General features: G+C 58.9%; 21 protein-coding genes. 13 read left to right on the plus strand and 8 right to left on the minus strand.

Going from position 1 to position 19175, the window contains the following annotated elements; all coding sequences use genetic code 11:
• Window positions 1–28 precede the first annotated feature (28 nt).
• The 4 genes from nagA to ACRQ1B_RS11720 are packed head-to-tail and all read right to left on the minus strand — an operon-like array spanning window position 29 to window position 3872.
• Window positions 29–1183 carry an N-acetylglucosamine-6-phosphate deacetylase gene (nagA, locus tag ACRQ1B_RS11705; RefSeq protein WP_432293727.1) on the minus strand — a complete coding sequence of 385 codons (1155 nt, stop codon included), beginning with the start codon at window positions 1181–1183 and terminating at the stop codon, window positions 29–31.
• A complete protein-coding gene (locus ACRQ1B_RS11710) occupies window positions 1180–2208 on the minus strand; it encodes an SIS domain-containing protein (protein WP_432293728.1) in 1029 nt (342 codons plus the stop codon). Before ACRQ1B_RS11710 ends, nagA begins: the two co-directional genes overlap by 4 nt.
• Before the next feature lie 15 nt (window positions 2209–2223).
• A complete protein-coding gene (locus ACRQ1B_RS11715) occupies window positions 2224–2988 on the minus strand; it encodes a GntR family transcriptional regulator (RefSeq protein ID WP_432293729.1) in 765 nt (254 codons plus the stop codon).
• Window positions 2985–3872 carry a glucosamine kinase nucleotide-binding domain-containing protein gene (locus ACRQ1B_RS11720; protein WP_432293730.1) on the minus strand — a complete coding sequence of 296 codons (888 nt, stop codon included), beginning with the start codon at window positions 3870–3872 and terminating at the stop codon, window positions 2985–2987. Before ACRQ1B_RS11720 ends, ACRQ1B_RS11715 begins: the two co-directional genes overlap by 4 nt.
• Before the next feature lie 207 nt (window positions 3873–4079).
• Between ACRQ1B_RS11720 and ACRQ1B_RS11725 the strand changes: the two genes are divergently transcribed.
• The 10 genes from ACRQ1B_RS11725 (at window position 4080) to ACRQ1B_RS11770 (ending at window position 13428) form a co-directional block, all read left to right on the plus strand.
• Window positions 4080–4970 carry an N-acetylmuramic acid 6-phosphate etherase gene (locus tag ACRQ1B_RS11725; protein WP_432293731.1) on the plus strand — a complete coding sequence of 297 codons (891 nt, stop codon included), beginning with the start codon at window positions 4080–4082 and terminating at the stop codon, window positions 4968–4970.
• Window positions 4971–5018: 48 nt separating this feature from the next.
• Window positions 5019–6284 (plus strand): ABC transporter substrate-binding protein, encoded by a 1266-nt coding sequence (locus ACRQ1B_RS11730; protein WP_432293732.1) that lies wholly within the window; start codon window positions 5019–5021, stop codon window positions 6282–6284.
• A 210-nt stretch (window positions 6285–6494) separates the two neighbouring features.
• Complete coding sequence (locus tag ACRQ1B_RS11735; protein WP_432293733.1) at window positions 6495–7445, plus strand: carbohydrate ABC transporter permease; 951 nt, start codon at window positions 6495–6497, stop codon at window positions 7443–7445.
• An 11-nt stretch (window positions 7446–7456) separates the two neighbouring features.
• Window positions 7457–8296 carry a carbohydrate ABC transporter permease gene (locus tag ACRQ1B_RS11740; RefSeq protein ID WP_432293734.1) on the plus strand — a complete coding sequence of 280 codons (840 nt, stop codon included), beginning with the start codon at window positions 7457–7459 and terminating at the stop codon, window positions 8294–8296.
• Window positions 8293–9354 carry a Gfo/Idh/MocA family protein gene (locus tag ACRQ1B_RS11745; RefSeq protein ID WP_432293735.1) on the plus strand — a complete coding sequence of 354 codons (1062 nt, stop codon included), beginning with the start codon at window positions 8293–8295 and terminating at the stop codon, window positions 9352–9354. The genes ACRQ1B_RS11740 and ACRQ1B_RS11745 overlap by 4 nt, the downstream gene beginning before the upstream one ends.
• 22 nt (window positions 9355–9376) lie before the next feature.
• On the plus strand, window positions 9377–10384 hold the full coding sequence (locus ACRQ1B_RS11750; RefSeq protein ID WP_432293736.1) for an ABC transporter ATP-binding protein: 1008 nt from the start codon (window positions 9377–9379) through the stop codon (window positions 10382–10384).
• Between the two features lie 68 nt (window positions 10385–10452).
• Entirely contained in the window at window positions 10453–11004 is a 552-nt protein-coding gene (locus ACRQ1B_RS11755; RefSeq protein WP_432293737.1) for a DNA-3-methyladenine glycosylase, read from the plus strand.
• A gap of 183 nt (window positions 11005–11187) precedes the next feature.
• On the plus strand, window positions 11188–11742 hold the full coding sequence (locus ACRQ1B_RS11760; RefSeq protein ID WP_432293738.1) for a winged helix DNA-binding protein: 555 nt from the start codon (window positions 11188–11190) through the stop codon (window positions 11740–11742).
• Window positions 11743–11806: 64 nt separating this feature from the next.
• Entirely contained in the window at window positions 11807–12634 is an 828-nt protein-coding gene (locus tag ACRQ1B_RS11765) for an alpha/beta hydrolase (protein ID WP_432293739.1), read from the plus strand.
• A 71-nt stretch (window positions 12635–12705) separates the two neighbouring features.
• Window positions 12706–13428: a YoaK family protein gene (locus ACRQ1B_RS11770; RefSeq protein ID WP_432293740.1), complete on the plus strand. Its 723-nt coding sequence runs from the start codon at window positions 12706–12708 to the stop codon at window positions 13426–13428.
• On the opposite strand, the gene ACRQ1B_RS11775 is transcribed toward ACRQ1B_RS11770, so the two are convergent.
• Both ACRQ1B_RS11775 and irrA read right to left on the minus strand, forming a co-directional pair.
• Window positions 13429–13899, minus strand: coding sequence for a hypothetical protein (locus ACRQ1B_RS11775; protein ID WP_432293741.1), 471 nt, complete (start codon window positions 13897–13899; stop codon window positions 13429–13431).
• 125 nt (window positions 13900–14024) lie between these two features.
• The gene (gene irrA / locus ACRQ1B_RS11780; protein WP_432293883.1) at window positions 14025–14441 is read right to left on the minus strand and encodes an iron response transcriptional regulator IrrA; all 417 of its coding nucleotides are present in this window, start codon (window positions 14439–14441) and stop codon (window positions 14025–14027) included.
• Window positions 14442–14742: 301 nt separating this feature from the next.
• Here irrA and fabA point away from each other — a divergent pair, with 301 nt between their 5' ends.
• From fabA to fabI, 3 genes are read left to right on the plus strand one after another with little or no spacing between them, the layout of a single operon-like run.
• Window positions 14743–15258 (plus strand): 3-hydroxyacyl-[acyl-carrier-protein] dehydratase FabA, encoded by a 516-nt coding sequence (fabA, locus tag ACRQ1B_RS11785; RefSeq protein ID WP_432293742.1) that lies wholly within the window; start codon window positions 14743–14745, stop codon window positions 15256–15258.
• Window positions 15259–15304: 46 nt separating this feature from the next.
• A complete protein-coding gene (gene fabB / locus ACRQ1B_RS11790) occupies window positions 15305–16528 on the plus strand; it encodes a beta-ketoacyl-ACP synthase I (protein WP_432293743.1) in 1224 nt (407 codons plus the stop codon).
• A gap of 4 nt (window positions 16529–16532) precedes the next feature.
• Window positions 16533–17339, plus strand: coding sequence for an enoyl-ACP reductase FabI (fabI, locus tag ACRQ1B_RS11795; protein ID WP_432293744.1), 807 nt, complete (start codon window positions 16533–16535; stop codon window positions 17337–17339).
• Between the two features lie 12 nt (window positions 17340–17351).
• Here fabI and ACRQ1B_RS11800 read toward each other — a convergent pair whose 3' ends face one another.
• Both ACRQ1B_RS11800 and ACRQ1B_RS11805 read right to left on the minus strand, forming a co-directional pair.
• Entirely contained in the window at window positions 17352–17987 is a 636-nt protein-coding gene (locus ACRQ1B_RS11800) for a tetratricopeptide repeat protein (protein ID WP_432293745.1), read from the minus strand.
• 68 nt (window positions 17988–18055) lie between these two features.
• The gene (locus tag ACRQ1B_RS11805) at window positions 18056–19111 is read right to left on the minus strand and encodes an endonuclease/exonuclease/phosphatase family protein (protein WP_432293746.1); all 1056 of its coding nucleotides are present in this window, start codon (window positions 19109–19111) and stop codon (window positions 18056–18058) included.
• Window positions 19112–19175 lie beyond the last annotated feature (64 nt).

The following is a 19175-nucleotide window of genomic DNA, read 5'->3' on the forward strand; positions in this document are numbered from 1 at the left end:
AACACCAGCGCGGCCCGGACAGAAGCGACTATTGGCGATGGACGCAGTTGCCGCCGATAAAGGTGGCGTTCATCGACAGGTCACCGTTCAGAACCACGAAATCCGCATCCATGCCGGCCAGCAAGCCACCCTTGTGCGAAATGCCGACCGCTTGCGCCGGATATACCGTCGCCATGCGCACCGCCTCTTCCAGCGGCAGGCCCAGCTTTTCATGCACGAACAGGACCGAGGACAGCATGTCGATATCGGCGCCAGCGAGCGTGCCGTCAGCGAGCGTCAGGCGACCGTCCTTGCGCAGGATTTCGCGGCCATTGAGGGTGAAGCTGGTGACCTCTGTGCCAATGGGCGACATGGCGTCGGTGACGATGAAGATGTGGCCCTGCCCCTGCTTGGCGCGCAGAGCGACCGACATGGAAGGTGCAACGACGTGGATACCGTCGGCGATCAGACCGCAATGCACCTCGGTGCTTTCCAGCGCCGCGCCGACGAGGCCGGGTTCGCGATGGCCGAGCGGGCTCATGGCATTGAACAGATGCGTGACCATGCGCGCGCCTGCTTTTTCGTAAACCCCGGCCGTCTCGAAACTCGATTCGGTATGACCGAGACTGACGATGATTCCAGCATCCGCCAGTTTTCGAACTTGCACCTCGGTGACGTTTTCTGGTGCCACCGTGGTCAGCAGCACACCGAGATCTTTTGCCGAAGACAAAAGCAGAGCGAGATCAGCCTCTTCCATGGGACGAATCAGCGACGGGTCGTGCGCGCCCTTGCGCGCAACGGACAGATGTGGGCCTTCGAGATGCAGGCCGAGGAAGCCGGCAACGCGTTCGCGCCTCGCCTGTTTGCCGGCCTCGACCGTGGCGCGGGTGGTTTCCGGCGTATCGGTGATCAGCGTCGGCAGAAGTGCCGTCGTGCCGAAACGGGCATGGGCGGTGCAGATGCGTGAAATGCCTTCGACAGTCGGCGCGTCATTGAGCATGACGCCGCCGCCGCCATTGACCTGCAGGTCGATGAAACCGGGGAGCAGAACGCCACCTTCAAGCGCAAGCCTTTCCGCGTCATCCGGCAGCGCCGTAGCAGGTACAATCGCATTCACCTTGCCGCCAGAAATCACCAGCGCCGAATCATCATGCCAGACCTCGCCGTCGAAAATGCGGGCGCCCACATATGCCTTGTCGGTCATCGTGTTTCCGTTACCTTCTTGAGCGCCACCGGCGCATCCGGATTAAAACCGCGGCTACGCGACCAGGATTCGACAAAGCCGTAGAAGGGCAGGATCAACGCCAGCGCATCGGTGAGTGCATGGCCGGTTGCCACGAAAGGCAGCGGGCGTGCTGATTTGACCTTGTCCGAGGTGGCAAAGGCGAGCGCGCGTTTGCCGGCAAGGCTTTCGACGATCTCTACGACCGAATTTTCGGCTGCGTCCCGTGCAGCAAAGGCGAGAAGCGGAAACTTGTCTTCCACCAGCGCCACCGGCCCATGCAGCACTTCAGCCGCCGAATAGGCCTCGGCATGCATGTTGGACGTTTCCTTGAATTTCAGCGCCGCCTCGCTGGCGATCGCAAGTGCGGGACCGCGGCCGAGCATATAGAGCGATTCGACATCGCCGAGTTCCGCGGCAAAATCGTCCCATTGCAGGGTGACGGCCTTACCAAAGATTTCAGGCAGATTCTGCAAGGCATTGCGCAAACCGGCGTCATCCGTCCATTCGCTGAGCAGCGCCAGACCGGCGACGATGGAATTGACGAAAGATTTGGTGGCGGCGACGGCGAGTTCAGGTCCGGCCTGGATATCGAGTGCATGGGTGCAAGCCGACGCGATGGGCGACGGCAGCGTATTGGTCAGCGCCACCGTGACCGCACCGGCTTCGGTTGCCGCTTCAGCCATGGCGACGATATCCGGGCTTTTGCCGGATTGTGAAATGGCGATTGCCGCACCACCGGCCAGTTTCAGTTTCGCGCCGTAGATGGAGGCGAGCGACGGGCCGAGCGAGGCCACCGGTCGGCCGGCGGTCAGTTCCACCGCGTATTTGATGAATGTAGCGGCGTGATCGGACGAACCGCGGGCAATGGTGACGAGAAAGGCCGGATCCTTTTCGCGTAGCGCGAGGCCTGCGGTTTTAAGGTCTTTCGCCGAGCGATCCAGAAGGCGGGCAACGGCATCGGGGATCTCGTCGATCTCGCGGCGCATATGGGTCTGGGTGGTCATCGTGGTCTCCCGGTTTCAGCGGTCGCCGAGCGTCAGCTCGGCCACGAAATCATAGGCATCGCCCCGGTAGAGGGAGCGCGTGAACTCCACCACCCGGCCGGAACCGAGATAGGAAATACGTTCGATCGACAGACCAGCTGCACCGACCGACATCTGCAACAGGCCCGCATCCGGGTTTTTCACGTTACAGGCGGAAATGCGCTGGATGGCGCGTATCGGCCGCGTATGGGTCTTTTCCAGTTCGGCATACAGCGACGTGGCGACGCGGGTCGGATCGGGCAGGAATTCGGCAGACAGACTGGCACGTTCGATGGCGAGCGGCATGTCATTGGCGATGCGCAGACGGCCGATGCGGGCAACCAGCGTGCCGGGCGCAAGGCCGAGCATGACGCTTTCTTCCGGTGAGGGATGATAAAGCCCGCGCTCCAGCCATTCCGAGCGGGTGACGAGGCCGCGACGGGCCATGTCCTCTGTGAACGACGTCAGATGCGAAAGTGGCTGCTCGACACGCGAAACCGGCTTGACCACAAAAGTGCCGGAGCCGTGACGGCGCATGAGCAAACCGTCTTTCACCAGATCATCCACCGCCTTGCGCACCGTGACGCGGCTGACGCTGGCGTAATCGGCAAGATCGCGTTCGGCCGGAAGGGCGGCCCCATGGGCAAGCCGGCCGGAACGAATGGCATCTTCCAGCGTCTGACGCAGTTTCAGATAAAGCGGGCCAGCGCTTGCCGCCTGAAAACCGTCGAGCGGCAGAAGGGCGGAAAGCGCTTCCGTCATCGCTCAAATCCCTCGGGCGTGAGTTCAGACGCAGCGAGCGAAACGGCACCCGTGAGCGCATCGGACAATGGTTCGGACAAGCGGCTGCGATGCCGTTCAGCAAGGTAAGGCGGGTAAAGACCGGCAAGACCACCGAGCAGGCACAGACGTCCCTCGCCTTCCATGACAGCCACCACGGCATCGAGTGCGGCATCGACATCGGCGGCGGCCGCGTGAAGAATACGCAATGCCGTTTCATCTCCGCGCTCCGCTGCAAAAAATACCCGCGGTGCATATCGACCAAATTCGCCGGGGCTTGCTTTGCGGGCAAACCCGACCACCTGCTCTGGATCATTGCCAAATTCGGCCAAAAGTTCGGCGGAAAGCGGCGTTACCGAACGAACGCCATCATGCGCCAGCAGGCATTCCTGCAAGGCCGCGTGACCAAGGCGAGCACCGCTGCCGAGGTCGCTGACCTGAAAACCCCAACCACCAATGGAGGTGAGTTTTTTGCCGCGACGCGCAAGGCAGATCGTGCCGGTGCCTAAAATGGCGATGGCGCCGTCTTCGCTGCCGACTGCGCCTTCAAGCGCGATCAACCCGTCATTGACGATCCTGGAACGCTGAAACGGCAGGCGGGCGAGAACATAATTGACAGCATCACCGACATTGTTGCCTGCAAGTCCCAGAAGAGCAGAGGAGTATCTGACCAGATTTTCCGACAGACCGGCGTCGCGGAACGCCAGACGGGCGGCCTCATCAATATGGCGCAGCGCGTTGTCGGGATCAGACAGGATATTGGAGGCACCGCTTTTACCACGGCCGAGAATGCGGCCATCGGTATCCGCTACCGCCGCGCGGCAGCTGGTTCCACCGCCATCGATCCCGAGAATATAGTCTGGCATACGCACCTCCGGCCAAAACAATACCAAAAAAGTACCAATAGCCAAGCGCGATTTGCAATGCGCATTTTGACTTGATCGCAATTTATTGAATTTGCGTAGTATTTTTGCGTATCGTCACATCGCGAGAAATTCAACTTATCCGATCGTTAATTTGCATCTGGACAATTGGTATTTTTTTGGCATCATTTCCGTCGAGGGAGAATTCGGATGAGCAAAAATGCCACCGAGGCCAGAGATGACAAGGCGATCGGGCTCGATCAGCTTGAGCCGGCGGCTGTGCTGCGGTTGCTGGCGACCGGTCAGCAGTCGGCAGCGCGCGCGGTAACAGATGCCATTCCGGCGATTGCTGCCGCTGCAGAACTGACGGCTGATGCACTGCGCAATGGCGGACGATTGATCTATGTGGGCGCCGGCAGCTCCGGCCTGATGGCCGTGGCCGATGCGCTGGAACTGCCCGGAACCTACGGCATAGCGCTTGACCGGATCGTGGTGCTGATGGCCGGCGGCATAACCAGCCTGGCCGATTTGGCGGGTGGTCCGGAAGATGATGTGGCTCTCGCTGAAAAAGACGCGGCTGTGATCACCGCCGCGGACTGCGTGATCTGTGTTTCTGCAAGCGGCTCAACCCCGTACTCTCTGACCATTGCGAAGATCGCTGGCGCGCGTGGGGCAAAGGTGATCGGCATTGCCAACAATGCCGGCGCACCGCTGTTCGACATTGCCGATGTCGCCGTTCTTCTGGCGACGCCGCCGGAAGTGGTGGCCGGATCGACGCGCATGGGTGCCGGCACCGCCCAAAAGATCGCATTCAACATGCTGTCGACGCTCACCGCCATCAAGCTCGGCCATGTGCATGACGGGTACATGGTGGATGTACGCGCCGACAATGAAAAGCTGCGCATCCGTGCCACGCGTATCGTTTCCGAAATTGCCGGCATCGACATGAATGCCGCGGACAAAAGGCTGCAAAGTGCCGATGGTTCTGTGAAAGTCGCAGTTCTACTGGCCGCAGGCGCGAAAAATGCCGCGGCGGCGCAGGCGGCCCTTGCCCGTTCGGGGCAGGTCCTACGGCAGGCACTTGCCGAATTCGAAAGATAATAACTGGGAACTGAAAACGCGCCCGCGGGCGCAAACAGGGAGAACGACATGACCCGCATGCTGAAAGGTTTGATGCTTGCCACGACCGTACTGGTGCCTGCGGCACTGGCCGGCGCCGTACAGGCAGCCGATACCGCGCTGACCATCGAAAGCTGGCGCAACGACGACCTGTCGATCTGGCAGGAAAAGCTGATCCCCGCCTTTGAAGCCAAAAACCCCGGCATCAAGGTGACATTCGCGCCGATGGCGCCGACCGAATACAATTCGGCCGTCAACGCCAAGCTGGAAGCCGGCACGGCGGGCGACCTCATCACCTGCCGCCCGTTCGACCTTTCGCTTGCCATGTTCGAAAAAGGCCAGTTGGCCGCTTTGAACGACCTCGACGGCATCAAGAACTTTTCCGACACGGCAAAATCCGCTTGGACCACGGACGATGGCAAAACGACGTTCTGCGTGCCGATGGCATCGGTCATTCACGGCTTCATCTACAATAAAAAGGCGTTTGAAGAGCTGAAGGTCGAGGCGCCGAAGACCGAGGACGAGTTCTTCGCGCTGCTCGACAAGATCAAGACGGACGGCAACTATATCCCGATGGCCATGGGCACCAAGGACCAGTGGGAAGCCGCCACCATGGGCTATTACAATATCGGCCCGAATGACTGGAAGGGCGAGGAAGGCCGCAAGGCTCTCATCGCCGGCACCCAGAAGCTGACAGACGCCGACTGGGTCGAGCCCTATAAGACGCTTGCCAAGTGGAAGCCCTATCTCGGCGACGGCTTTGAGGCCCAGACCTATCCGGACAGCCAGAACCTGTTCACGCTCGGTCGTGCCGCCATCTATCCGGCCGGTTCCTGGGAAATCGCGCCGTTCAAGGCGCAGGCCGATTTCGAAATGGGCGCCTTCCCGCCGCCGGTGAAGAAGGCCGGCGACACCTGCTATATTTCCGACCATAACGACATCGGCATCGGCCTCAACGCCAAGGGCAAGAACCCGGAAGCGGCAAAGAAATTCCTCGCCTGGGTCGCCTCGCCGGAATTCGCCACGCTTTACGCCAATTCGCTGCCGGGCTTCTTCAGCCTGAATTCGACGGCCGTGAAGATGGAAGATCCACTGGCGCAGGAATTCGTTTCCTGGCGCCAGAATTGCAAACCGACCATCCGCCCGAGTGCGGCAATCGTCGGCCGTGGCAAACCGAACCTCGACCTGGAAATGTGGCGCGTGTCGGCCAATGTCATCAATGGCACGCAGACACCGGAACAGGCAGCAGAAGAGACCCAGAAGGGTCTGGACAGCTGGTACAAGCCGGCGAAGTAACGCTCGTCACGAACTGTAGCCCCTCACCCTAACCCTCTCCCCGTTTTGACGGGGAGAGGGGACTTGGCTCACGCGACGTTGTGATGGGGCTGAGACCATGCGGCATATCCCTTCTCCCCGCTAGCGGGGAGAAGGTGCCGGCAGGCGGATGAGGGGCACACCCCACACCCACGAAGCAAAAAAACTGCAGCAAAACACCGGAACCAACCCATGAGCGACATCAACAGCGCCGATCCCGCGATCGCGCCGATCAGACGGCCCACCCGCTGGCATATCGCCGTGTTTCTGGCGCCGGCGGTGCTTGTCTATACGGCAATCATGATCCTGCCGCTGATCGAAACACTGCGGCTGTCGCTCTATAATCTGGTCGACGGACAGACGGCATTTGTCGGCCTCTCCAACTTCGCCACGCTGTTTTCCGATCCGCGGCTTTCGGCCAGCTTCTGGAATGCGCTGTGGAACAACCTGATTTTCTTCGTCATCCATATGGTCGTGCAGAACCCGCTGGGCATCGCGCTGGCGGCTATGCTCTCCATCTCAAAACTGCGCTTCGCCACCTTTTATCGCACCGCAATTTTCGTACCGACGCTGCTCTCCTTCGTCATCGTCGGTTTCATCTGGAAACTCATTCTGTCGCCGATTTGGGGCATTGCGCCGGGCATGATGGATTGGGTGGGGTTGAAATGGGCGTTTGCGCCCTGGCTCGGCCGCCCGGACAGCGCGTTGATCACCGTCTCGCTGATTTCCGTATGGCAATATGTCGGCATTCCGATGATGCTGATCTATGCGGCGCTGCTGAACATTCCCGAAGACGTGCTGGAGGCGGCCGAATGTGACGGCATTACCGGCTGGAGCCAGTTCTGGAAGATCAAGCTGCCACTGATCCTGCCGTCGATCGGTATCATCTCGATCCTCACCTTCGTCGGCAATTTCAACGCCTTTGACCTGATCTATACGGTACAGGGGGCGCTGGCCGGACCGGATGGCTCAACCGACATTCTGGGCACTCTGCTCTATCGCACCTTTTTCGGTTTCCAGAACCAGATGGGCGACCGCTCCATGGGCGCCACCATCGCCACCGTGATGTTCCTGATCATCCTCGCCGGCGTTTCGCTTTATCTTTTTGTCATTCAGCGGCGCATGCGCCGTTACCAGTTCTGAAGGAGGCGATCATGGCCAAGGCGCGTACTTCGCTTGTCCGCAGCGGACTGATCCATCTCGCTCTCATCAGCTACACGCTGATTGCGCTGTTTCCGGTGTTCCTGACGCTGGTGAATTCCTTCAAAAGCCGCAATGCGATCTTCCGCGATCCGATGGCGATCCCTACACCCTCAACCTTCGATCTCGTCGGTTATCAGACCGTGCTCGCACAGGGCGACTTCTTTGGTTATTTCCAGAACAGCCTGATCGTCACCGTTCTATCGATCGCTCTCGTGCTGCTGTTTGGCGCCATGGCGGCGTTTGCGCTGTCGGAATACCGGTTTCGCGGCAATCTGCTGATGGGGCTTTATCTGGCGCTCGGCATCATGATCCCGATCCGGCTTGGCACCGTCGCCATCCTGCAGGGTATGGTCGCTGCCGGTCTCGTCAACACGCTGACGGCGCTGGTTCTGGTCTATACGGCGCAAGGGTTGCCGCTTGCCATCTTCATCCTCTCTGAATTCATGCGCACCGTGTCCGATGACCTCAAGAATGCCGGCAGAATCGACGGACTTTCGGAATATGCGATCTTCTTCCGGCTTGTTCTGCCGCTGGTGCGCCCGGCCATGGCGACGGTTGCCGTTTTCACCATGATCCCGATCTGGAACGATCTGTGGTTCCCGCTGATCCTCGCCCCCGGTGAGGAGACCAAGACGGTGACACTGGGCGCTCAGATGTTCATCGGCCAGTTCGTGACCAACTGGAATGCAGTTCTCTCCGCCCTATCGCTCGCCATTCTGCCAATACTGGTTCTTTACGTCATCTTTTCACGCCAACTGATCCGCGGCATTACCTCGGGAGCCGTCAAATGAGTCCCAATACTCCCCTTCGCGTGCTTATCGCGGGCCTCGGCAATATGGGCAAAAGCCATGCATTGGCCTATCACAACAATCCGGGCTTCGAGATCATCGGCCTCGTCAACCGCAGCAGGCCGGACCTGCGGGCAGAACTTGAAGGCTACCCGTTCTTTAACGATTTCGAGGCGGCACTCAACGAACTGAAGCCGGATGTCTGCTCGATCAATACCTATTCCGACAGCCATGCGGACTATGCCATCAAAGCATTCGAAGCCGGTGCCCATGTGTTTTTGGAAAAACCGCTGGCGACGACGGTTGCCGACGCCGAGCGTGTGGTAACCGCCGCCAAGGCGGCTGGCAAAAAACTGGTGATCGGTTATATCCTGCGTCACCATCCCTCTTGGATACGGTTGATAGCAGAGGCGCGAAAACTCGGGCCGCCATACGTTTTCCGCATGAACCTCAACCAGCAGTCCTCCGGCGCCCATTGGGACGTTCACAAGGCGCTGATGCAGACGACGGCGCCGATCGTCGATTGCGGCGTGCATTATCTCGACGTGATGTGCCAGATCACGGACGCGCGCGCCGTGGAAGTGCGTGGCATGGGCCTGCGCATGACCGATGAGATCGCCGCCGATATGTATAATTACGGCCATCTGCAGGTGATGTTCGAGGATGGCTCGGTCGGCTGGTACGAAGCCGGCTGGGGGCCGATGATGTCGGAAACGGCATTTTTCGTGAAGGACGTGATGTCGCCCAACGGGTCGGTGTCCATCCGCGTCGATGAAAACGCCAGGTCTGCCGATATCGACACGCATACGAAAACATCCGTCATCCGCGTGCACCGCGCCGAAACCGGGCCGGATGGCCGCTTTCTGACACCCGACGAGGATCTCAAGATGGAAGGGGAACCCGGCCATCAGGAGCTCTGCGACCTCGAACAGGCCTATGTGCTGAAAGCCATCCGCGAAGACATCGACCTGACACGGCATATGGACGATGCCGTGCAATCGCTGCGCCTTGCGCTGGCGGCCGACGAAAGCGTGCGTACCGGGCTGCCGGTCCGTTTTTGAGATTACATGAAGGAACAAGCCCTTGGGTTCGCTGAAACTGACATCCATCCGCAAGGCCTTTGGCACGCACGAGGTGCTGAAGGGCATCGATCTCGAGGTCGAGGACGGGGAGTTCGTGATCTTTGTCGGCCCGTCAGGCTGTGGAAAATCCACCCTGTTGCGGGTCATCGCAGGCCTTGAGGATGCGACCAGCGGCAGCATGCAGATCGACGGTCAGGAGGTCGCCACCGTGCCGCCGGCCAAGCGCGGTATTGCCATGGTGTTCCAGTCCTACGCGCTTTATCCGCACCTGACGGTGAAGGACAATATGGGGCTTGGCCTCAAACAGGCTGGAGCACCCAAGCAGGAGATCGAGACACGTGTCGCCGAAGCGTCGCGCATGCTGTCGCTCGGGCCTTATCTGGCGCGGCGCCCGGCAGAGCTTTCCGGTGGCCAGCGCCAGCGTGTCGCCATCGGCCGCGCCATCGTGCGCGAGCCAAAACTGTTCCTGTTCGACGAGCCGCTGTCCAATCTCGACGCGGCTTTGCGCGTGCAGACACGACTGGAAATCGCACGGCTGCACCGGCAGCTGAAGGCGACGATGATCTACGTGACGCACGACCAGGTGGAAGCGATGACGCTGGCCGACAAGATCGTGGTGCTGAATGCCGGCGCGATCGAGCAGGTCGGATCTCCGATGGAGCTTTACAACAGACCGGCCAACACGTTTGTTGCCGGTTTCATTGGGTCTCCGCAGATGAATTTTATCGAGGCCGAACGTCTAGGCGACACACAGGCGAAAACCATCGGCATACGCCCCGAACACATCGCCCTGTCACGCGAGAGCGGCGACTGGAAAGCAAAGGTCGTACATGCCGAACATCTTGGTGCCGACACCATTCTTTATCTCGAAAGCGAAGCAACCGGCCTTTTGACTGTCCGCCTGTTCGGTGAACATCGATATGGCCCAGATGACATCGTTTTCGCCACACCAGACAAGAGCCGCATGCATCGCTTTGATGCAGATGACAAGGCGATTGCCACGGCCTGAACCGACATTTTGGGCTTGCCGGCATTCACAGGCAGGACGATATGCTTGCCGATGATGAACGGTGAGACATGATGGATTTGCAGCGTTTTTTCGACCGCTCGTCCGTCGAGGTCGCGCGTGACCTGATCGGTGCGGAACTGGTGTTTTCCGATTGCGGCGGCGTGATCGTCGAAACGGAAGCCTATGAGCCGGACGATCCGGCATCGCACAGTTTTCGCGGCATGACCGCACGCAACCGCACCATGTTCGGCCCGCCGGCACACGCCTATGTCTATAGTTCCTACGGTATTCACTGGTGTTTGAACTTTGTCTGCAAACCCGGCAGCGCGGTGTTGATCCGAGCGTTGCAGCCGACGTCTGGTCTTGGCGAAATGGAGACCCGACGGCGCCAGACGGATCCGCTCCTTCTCTGCTCCGGTCCGGGGCGGCTTTGTCAAGCGCTGGCGATCGGCAGTGAGCAGGATGGATTGCCGCTATCGCTGCCCCCATTTGCTCTGGGACTTCCGGCGATTTCGCCCATAGTCGTGACAGGCAAGCGTATCGGCATATCCAAGGCGACGGACTACCCTTGGCGTTTTGGATTACGTGATTCCGCACATGTCAGCCGAAAGTTTCGTTGATGGATTCGGCCCATGCATCAGGCGATATCGATGTATTGCCATCCACCGAAATAGCCAATGACGTTATGATCTGTGAAATTTACCCGCTTTATACCGAATAAAACACAGTATTTAACCCAGACAACTACTGTATTTTCGTAAAACTTGATGCAATATTCCGCGCAAGCTGCGTGGAGAATTCCAATGAATGACATAACCAGAGCTGAAGGAGCGGCTCAAGACCTGGCGGACCTCGCTTTGTCCGAAGATGCATTGACGGCATTCGAATGGTCTCTCTGGCGCATTTCTGCCGCCTTCCTGCGCTGGCAGTCGGAATGCTGCAGCGACCTGGCCGATACCAGCATCAGCGGACTGGAAACAGCGGTTCTACATACGATCCGCTATCGCCAGAAGCCCAAAGGATTGAGCGAGATCTGCCGTTTGCTCGGCCGCGACGACACCGCCAATGTGCAATACGCCATCAAGAAACTGCAGGGTCTAAAAATGATCGAGCGCGTCAAGGGCCGTTCGCGCAAGGATACGCTTTACATCCCGACGTCGGCAGGCGAGCAACTGACTCAGGATTATCGCGCGGTCCGCGAAAACCTGCTTGTGTCGATGATTCAGCGGATCGATCGCTCTGACAATAGCCTGCAATCCACGACCGAGATGCTGGAACTGCTGACGAGCTTTTACGAAGCCGCCACCCGCCGCGTGGCCAGCAGCACATTGCCGGTAGGCCATTCTTCCCAATCCTGAGCTTTTCTAACTCCACATGCGTGCTACGCTGCCGCGATCGAAATGTATCACAACAGGCACGCTCATGATTTTTCACGCGGTTTCCGACTGGAATGACGCCTACGCCAATGGGCCGAATATTCCGGACGGCGGCGCCTGGCCACAGGCATGGGCAGAGCCGGCCAAGGCCTACAGGGAGACGTTGACGGCCTACGGTCGTGCCGAGATCGATGTTGCGTACGGGCCAAAGCCGCGACATCGGCTTGATCTTTTCCTGCCTGACGAAACGCCGCGGGGTCTGGTCATCTATGTTCATGGGGGCTTCTGGCAAAGCCTCGACAAATCCTACTGGTCGCATCTGGCCCATGGCGCCGTGACACGCGGATATGCCGTAGCCATGCCGCAATACACGCTCTGCCCGCAAGCGCGCATTTCCGATATTACCCGTGAGATTTCCGAGGCGATCACATTGGTCGCGAACCGGTTCAAGGGCCCTGTGCAGCTAACCGGGCATTCCGCAGGCGGGCATCTGGTATCTCGCATGGTGTCAACGACATCGCCACTTGCGCCGCATATCCGCGCGCGCATCCGCAACACCGTCTCAATTTCCGGCGTACATGACCTGCGCCCGCTGCTCACCACGCGACTGAACGACAAGCTGCAATTGACGCCGGAGGAAGCAAATCGGGAAAGCCCGGCGCTTTTGATGCCGGACGAGGGCACACGCCTTTTTTGCTGGGTGGGCGCCAATGAGCGTGCGGAATTCATCCGCCAGAATGACCTTCTTGCCAATGTCTGGACGGGGCTTGGCGCTGCCACCGGCCGTTATCACGAGCCCGACCGTCACCATTTTACCGTGGTCGATGGATTGGCCGATACAAATCATCCGCTGACGATGACGCTGCTTTCCTGACATTCATCAAGACCCGCATGCAGTCACCGTTCATTTTCGCCTGATAGGACCTGCGCAAAGGAACAGCGACAATGACCATTCAAAGGCGACGCCGGATCATTCGCACCAGACGCACGAGCCTGGGCATTACTCTTGTGGCGGCAATATCCTTCCTGGCGGGGCTGACCGATGCAATCGGGCTGCAGCTTTCCGGCGATTTCGTCTCGTTCATGACCGGCAATACGACACGCGCAGCGATTTCCTTCGAACAGGGAGACTACGGTCATGCACTCGTGCTCGTCGGCGCCATCGTTACGTTCGTGTTCGGCAATGCGCTCGGCATTGTCGTTGCGCATCTGTTCGAACGGCGCATCTTCGCTGTTCTGACAACGGTTGGGTTGCTTCTGGCGATCGCTTCGGCGCTGGCTGCACCCGAACTGGTGATCTGGCGTTTCAACGCCGTCGTTCTGGCTATGGGACTGGTGAATGCGGCGGTCGAGCATATCGAGGGTTTGCCGATCGGGCTGACCTATGTCACCGGTGCCCTCTCCCGCCTTGGTCGCGGCATAGGCCGCATGATCCTCGGCGAGCGCAGTTTCGGCTGGACAGTACAGATCGTTCCTTGGCTTGGCATGGCGACTGGAGCGCTTTGTGGCGCAGCGCTGGCCATCGGACTTCCAGAGCATGCTCTGCAAATCGCGGCCTGGCTGACGCTCGGTTTTGCGGCCGTCACGCTGTTCATTCCTCGCTCGCTGCAGCATCGCTACAATCAGCGTCCGACGTCACGCCACAATGGTTCGACACCAGCAGCCTGACTATTTCTTCGATATGGTGACGAATTTGGCGCCGCGCACACGCACCGTCATCTGGCAGGGATCGCCACCGTCGCGATCGCAATATTTCGGCGCCATCTTGAACACGAAGACCATGTTGCCGAAACGCTTGATGAAATCGTAGGAAAAGATGCGGGCGGTGGCGATCATGAAATAACCGCCCTCCTTCACCTGCAGGTAAAAATTATAGGGGCAGCCTTCTTCCGCGCTGCAAGCCGGTCCCTTGGTGCCATCACAGGTGTAAGCGCCGTGATTGGCGATCGCATCGATCAGGCCATCATTGTTGATATCCAGCCGGGTGATGAAATCGGCACCGAACTCGGCCGTCTTGCACTGCTTGCGGAAATGATCTTTTTCATAGATTTCCGGATCGCTCAGCAATTGCTGCTGGGCAGACACCGGCACCGCTGCCACCAGAAAAAGCAGCGCAGAGACAATGGACAATAGCTTCATCGAAATAACCCCGGGAAACGGCAGGCATGAAAAGTCATGCGCACCGGCCTCTCGACCGGCGGCTTTGGCCCATAATCCCAGATGGTGCTTGCGTGGCGCTTGCGGGAAGCGCGCACGGGTTGCGATCAGATTTTCTTTTCGCGGAGACGGATGATCACGTCGACATGCGCGATTTCCATACCTTCAGGCGGAGCCGGCAGGTTGTCGATCGCCAGATTGTTGATCGGGATATCCAGCACTTCATTTCGTCCTTCAACGAAGAAGTGATGATGATCCGATGTATTCGTGTCGAAATAGGTCTTTGCGCTTTCGACCGCGAGAACGCGGATCATACCGGCCTCGGTGAACTGGTGCAGGGTATTGTAGACGGTGGCGAGCGAAACCGGCACGCCGGCGGATGTCGCCTCCTCATGCAATTCCTCGACCGTCAGGTGGCGGTCACCCTTGGCAAACAGGAGATCTGCGAGTGCGATACGTTGCCGCGTCGGACGCAGCCCGCATACCCGCAATCTCGTTTCCACGTCCATGCTGGCTTCAGCCATCATGCAAGCAAACTCCTGTCAGCTTTGATAAAGTTCAACACCCGATATAACTTTAGCGACGAATGGTTTCAATAGCGCACGTGTTCGCGCCGCCGCCTACGCCCTTTGCATCCGGGAAAAAACGCAGATTCGGCGTTTACGCCTCTGGTTTGGCGGCTTCGCTTCCTATATGCCCACGTGATCGAATAGGGCAGCCCCGATTGATCGGCGATAAGCGGATTGGGTCAGCTCTCTTAATTTTGTGCCGATCCTGCTCTATAGCTTCGGATGGCCGAGACAGACGGAGTAATGGATAATCCTGATGGCAACGAGACAGTCCAGCTACAGCTACGAAGAAATCATCTCCTGCGCACATGGTGAACTCTTCGGACCCGGTAATGCGCAATTGCCGTTACCGCCCATGCTGATGGTCCACCGCATCACGGATATTTCCGAAACCGGCGGCGCCTTCGACAAGGGCTACCTGCGGGCCGAATACGACGTGCGTCCGGACGACTGGTATTTCCCCTGCCATTTCGAAGGCAATCCGATCATGCCGGGCTGCCTCGGCCTTGACGGTATGTGGCAGCTGACCGGTTTCTTCCTCGGTTGGCTGGGCGAACAGGGCCGCGGCATGGCGCTTTCGACCGGCGAAGTAAAGTTCAAGGGCATGATCCGCCCGACGACCAAACTTCTCGAATTCGGCATCGACTTCAAGCGCGTCATGAAAGGCCGCCTCGTGCTGGGCACAGCCGACGGCTGGCTGAAGGCGGACGGCGAAACCATTTATCAGGCAACCGACCTGCGCGTCGGTCTGTCCAAAGACAAGACGGCCTGAACCGCTTTTCAAAAGCGGTCGACGAAAACAACAAAGGTTTGATCACATGAGACGGGTAGTAGTCACGGGCCTGGGGATCGTGTCCTCGATCGGTAACGATGCTGGCGAAGTCACCGAATCCCTGCGTCAGGCAAAGTCCGGCATTTCCTTTTCCGAGGATTTCGCCGAGCACGGTTTCAAGTGCCAGGTCTGGGGCAAGCCGAACATCGATACGACGGACCTCGTCGATCGCCGCGCCATGCGCTTCCTGTCTCAGGGCGGCGCGTGGAACCACGTCGCGATGAAGCAGGCGCTGGCCGACAGCGGTCTGGAAGAAAAAGACTACGCCGAAAATGAGCGTGCCGGCATCATCATGGGTTCGGGTGGTCCTTCCACCCGCACGCTGATCGAAGCCGCCGACATCACCATCAAGAACAACAGCCCGAAGCGCATCGGCCCGTTTGCCGTGCCGAAGGCCATGTCCTCGACGGCATCGGCAACGCTTGCCACCTGGTTCAAGATCCACGGTGTCAACTACTCGATCTCGTCGGCCTGCTCGACCTCGGCACATTGCATCGGCAATGCCGCTGAAATGATTCAGTGGGGCAAGCAGGACATCATGTTCGCCGGCGGCCACGAAGATCTCGACTGGACCATGTCGAACCTGTTCGACGCCATGGGCGCCATGTCCTCGAAATACAACGACAATGCCCCTAGCGCATCGCGCGCTTACGACGTTGATCGCGACGGCTTTGTCATCGCGGGTGGCGCCGGCGTCCTGGTTCTCGAAGAACTGGAGCATGCCAAGGCTCGCGGCGCCAAGATTTATGCCGAAATCACCGGCTATGGCGCAACCTCCGACGGTTATGACATGGTTGCTCCGTCTGGCGAAGGCGCGATCCGCTGCATGCGTCAGGCACTTTCGACCGTGAAGGGCGAAGTCGATTACATCAACACCCACGGTACCTCGACGCCAGTTGGTGACTCGAAGGAAATCGGCGCGATCCGCACCGTTTTTGGCGACAAGATCCCGCATATCCAGTCGACCAAGTCGCTGACCGGGCATTCACTGGGCGCTGCCGGCGTGCAGGAATCGATCTACGGCCTTCTGATGATGCAGGCCGGCTTTATCGGCGAAAGCGCGCATATCCAGAACCTCGACCCGGAATTCGACGGCGTTCCGATCGTGCGCAAGCGCATCGACAACGCCAAGATCGACACCGTTCTTTCCAACTCGTTCGGGTTCGGCGGCACCAATGCCACGCTCGTCTTCCAGCGCTACAACGGATAATCCCATGACAGGTATCATGCAGGGCAAACGCGGCCTGATCATGGGCGTTGCCAACAACCATTCCATCGCCTGGGGCATTGCCAAGGCGCTGGCGGCGCAGGGCGCGGAACTGGCCTTCACCTACCAGAGTGATGCGCTGGGCAAGCGTGTGAAGCCGCTGGCGGCCGAAGTCGGTTCCGATTTCGTCATTCCTTGTGACGTCGAAGACATCGCTTCCGTCGATGCCACTTTCGACGTCATCAAGGAGCGCTGGGGTTCGTTCGATTTCATCGTCCACGCCATCGGCTTTTCCGACAAGAACGAGCTGAAGGGCCAGTACGCCGAAACCACGCGCGAAAACTTTTCGCGCACCATGGTGATCTCGTGCTTCTCCTTCACCGAAATCGCCAAGCGCGCAGCACCGCTGATGACCAATGGCGGCTCGATGCTGACGCTGACCTATAACGGCTCTCAGCGCGTCATCCCGAACTACAACGTCATGGGTGTTGCCAAGGCTGCTCTGGAAGCTTCCGTGCGCTATCTGGCGGCGGACTTCGGCCCGCAGGACATTCGCGTCAACACGATTTCCGCAGGCCCCGTGCGTACACTCGCCGGCGCCGGCATTTCGGATGCCCGCGCGATCTATTCCTGGAACAAGGAAAACGCACCGCTTCGTCGTACGGCCACCATCGAGGATATCGGTGGTTCCGCGCTTTACCTGCTCTCTGACCTGTCGCGTGGCGTGACCGGTGAAGTGCACTACGTCGACGCCGGCTACAGCATCACTTCGCTGCCGACGCTCGACAAGCTGCGCAAGGCAGACGTCGAGTAATCGACTACATAGCTACTGGTTCAATTCAACGGCCGCCTGGACATTCCCGGCGGCCGCTGCTTCTTTCAGCAGCTGTTTCGCACGCTTGGGATTTTCGTCGGCCACCAGATGGGCGAGCTTCCATTTGGCCCAGTGGTCATCCGTCCGCGGCAGGCTGCGTTCGAAATAGCGCTTTGCCAGTTCTATGTCCTTCTTCACGCCCTCACCATCTGCGAGCATGAATGCCAACATATGATAGGCCCAGACATTGTCGTTTTCGGCCGCGGCGCGATACCAGATTGCCGCGATCTGCGGATCGGCTTGAACGCCGATGCCCTTCTGGTAACACCAGCCGATTTTCAGCTGCCCGTGCTTGTCGTTCCGGGCCGCCGCGCGCATATACCAGTTGAAGGCTAGGAGCGGGTCTTTTGCGACACCAATACCGTTCTCGTAAATCTCGCCAAGCTTGTAGGCGGCTGCCATATTGCCTTTCTCGGCAGCGAGGCGAAAATAATGCGCCGAAAGCCGGAGATCATCGTATCCCTTGAGCTTCCCGGACTGATAGACTTCGGCGGCATTATACCATTCCCAGGTGATCCTGGCCGGTTCGGCACGCGCATGTGACATGCCGGCCAAAAACATTCCGCAAGCAATCGATACCCGGCGCATCCAATTGCTCCCCAGCAACAACCGAACACAACCATAGACTGTAATTTTCAGATATCAATGACGGGTACTTACCCCTGACCCACGATATCGGTGGCTTCGGCTTTCATCGGCTTGTATTTGAACGCCGCGCAAACGATGCCGTGGTCGTTCGTCCCGCTTTCCTTGTGATCGTCGAAATGCAGGTGGTCGTTGTTGATGGTCAGGCCATCGAACATCCAGATACGTCGGCGGCTGTTGTCGTAAAACTCCTCGCTGACAAAGATGTGGTCGAGCGATTCCATCATGTCCTGATGGATATGGGTGTAATAGATATCGCGGGTGCTGCGGTATTCCTGCAGCGTCTGCGCCGTGTAGAGCGCCGTATCACCGCCGCCGAGGCTGTCTCCCACCAGGAAACGCGGCTGACCGGTCAGGATATTGGCGGTATTGCTGAGCTGGCCGTCGTTGACGTCGCCGAGAACCACCACGGACTTGCGGTTGCCCTTCATCTGATCCGTCAGCAGAAAACGCAATGCTGCAGCCTCCGCCGTGCGGCGGATCGTCGATATGGCAGCGCCTATTGCCGTCGAATGCTTGCTGTAGAAGGTCTTTTCGTCACGATACCAATCCTCGGCATCGATCCGTGTCGGCGCCTTGGACTTGAAATGGCAGACATAAACATGCGCGTCTTCATGGTCGGCATGCGGCTTGATGGTGAAATGCAGGACGGGGCGGGAGAAACTGTCGATGGAGACGGAGATCGCCTTCGTCTGCGGGTCGTCACCAGAACTTTCGAGGCGAAATTTGTCCGGAAAATTTTCGATCCATTCCGGCGTGCCAGTCAGCAGGCCTTTCCGGACGATGGCGGCGCAGACGATCCTTTTTCCGTCCGTATCCGGCGGCACGATGAGATCGTAATCATCGGCAAGGCCGGATGTCTTCAGCGCCTTTTCAAGTGAGGCGACGTGCCAGACTTCCTGAAACCCGAAAACATCAGGCTTCAGCTGGCTGATATTGCGTGCCGTCCAATCGATCTTGCGATCGTATTGTTCGTCTGTCCAGCCGGCGCCCGTATAGATCGGCAGGCCCGGCTCATTGAGATTGAGAAGATTGAAAGTCCCGATCGTCAGTCGCTTGAGCGCCATCACACATCCCCCTCCACGAATTCTCCACCGTGAAGGGAAATGTGCGACCTGATTTCAACAGGAT

The sequence above is a fragment of the Endobacterium panacihumi genome (assembly GCF_050847465.1).
Taxonomy (GTDB): Bacteria; Pseudomonadota; Alphaproteobacteria; order Rhizobiales; family Rhizobiaceae; genus Neorhizobium; species Neorhizobium panacihumi.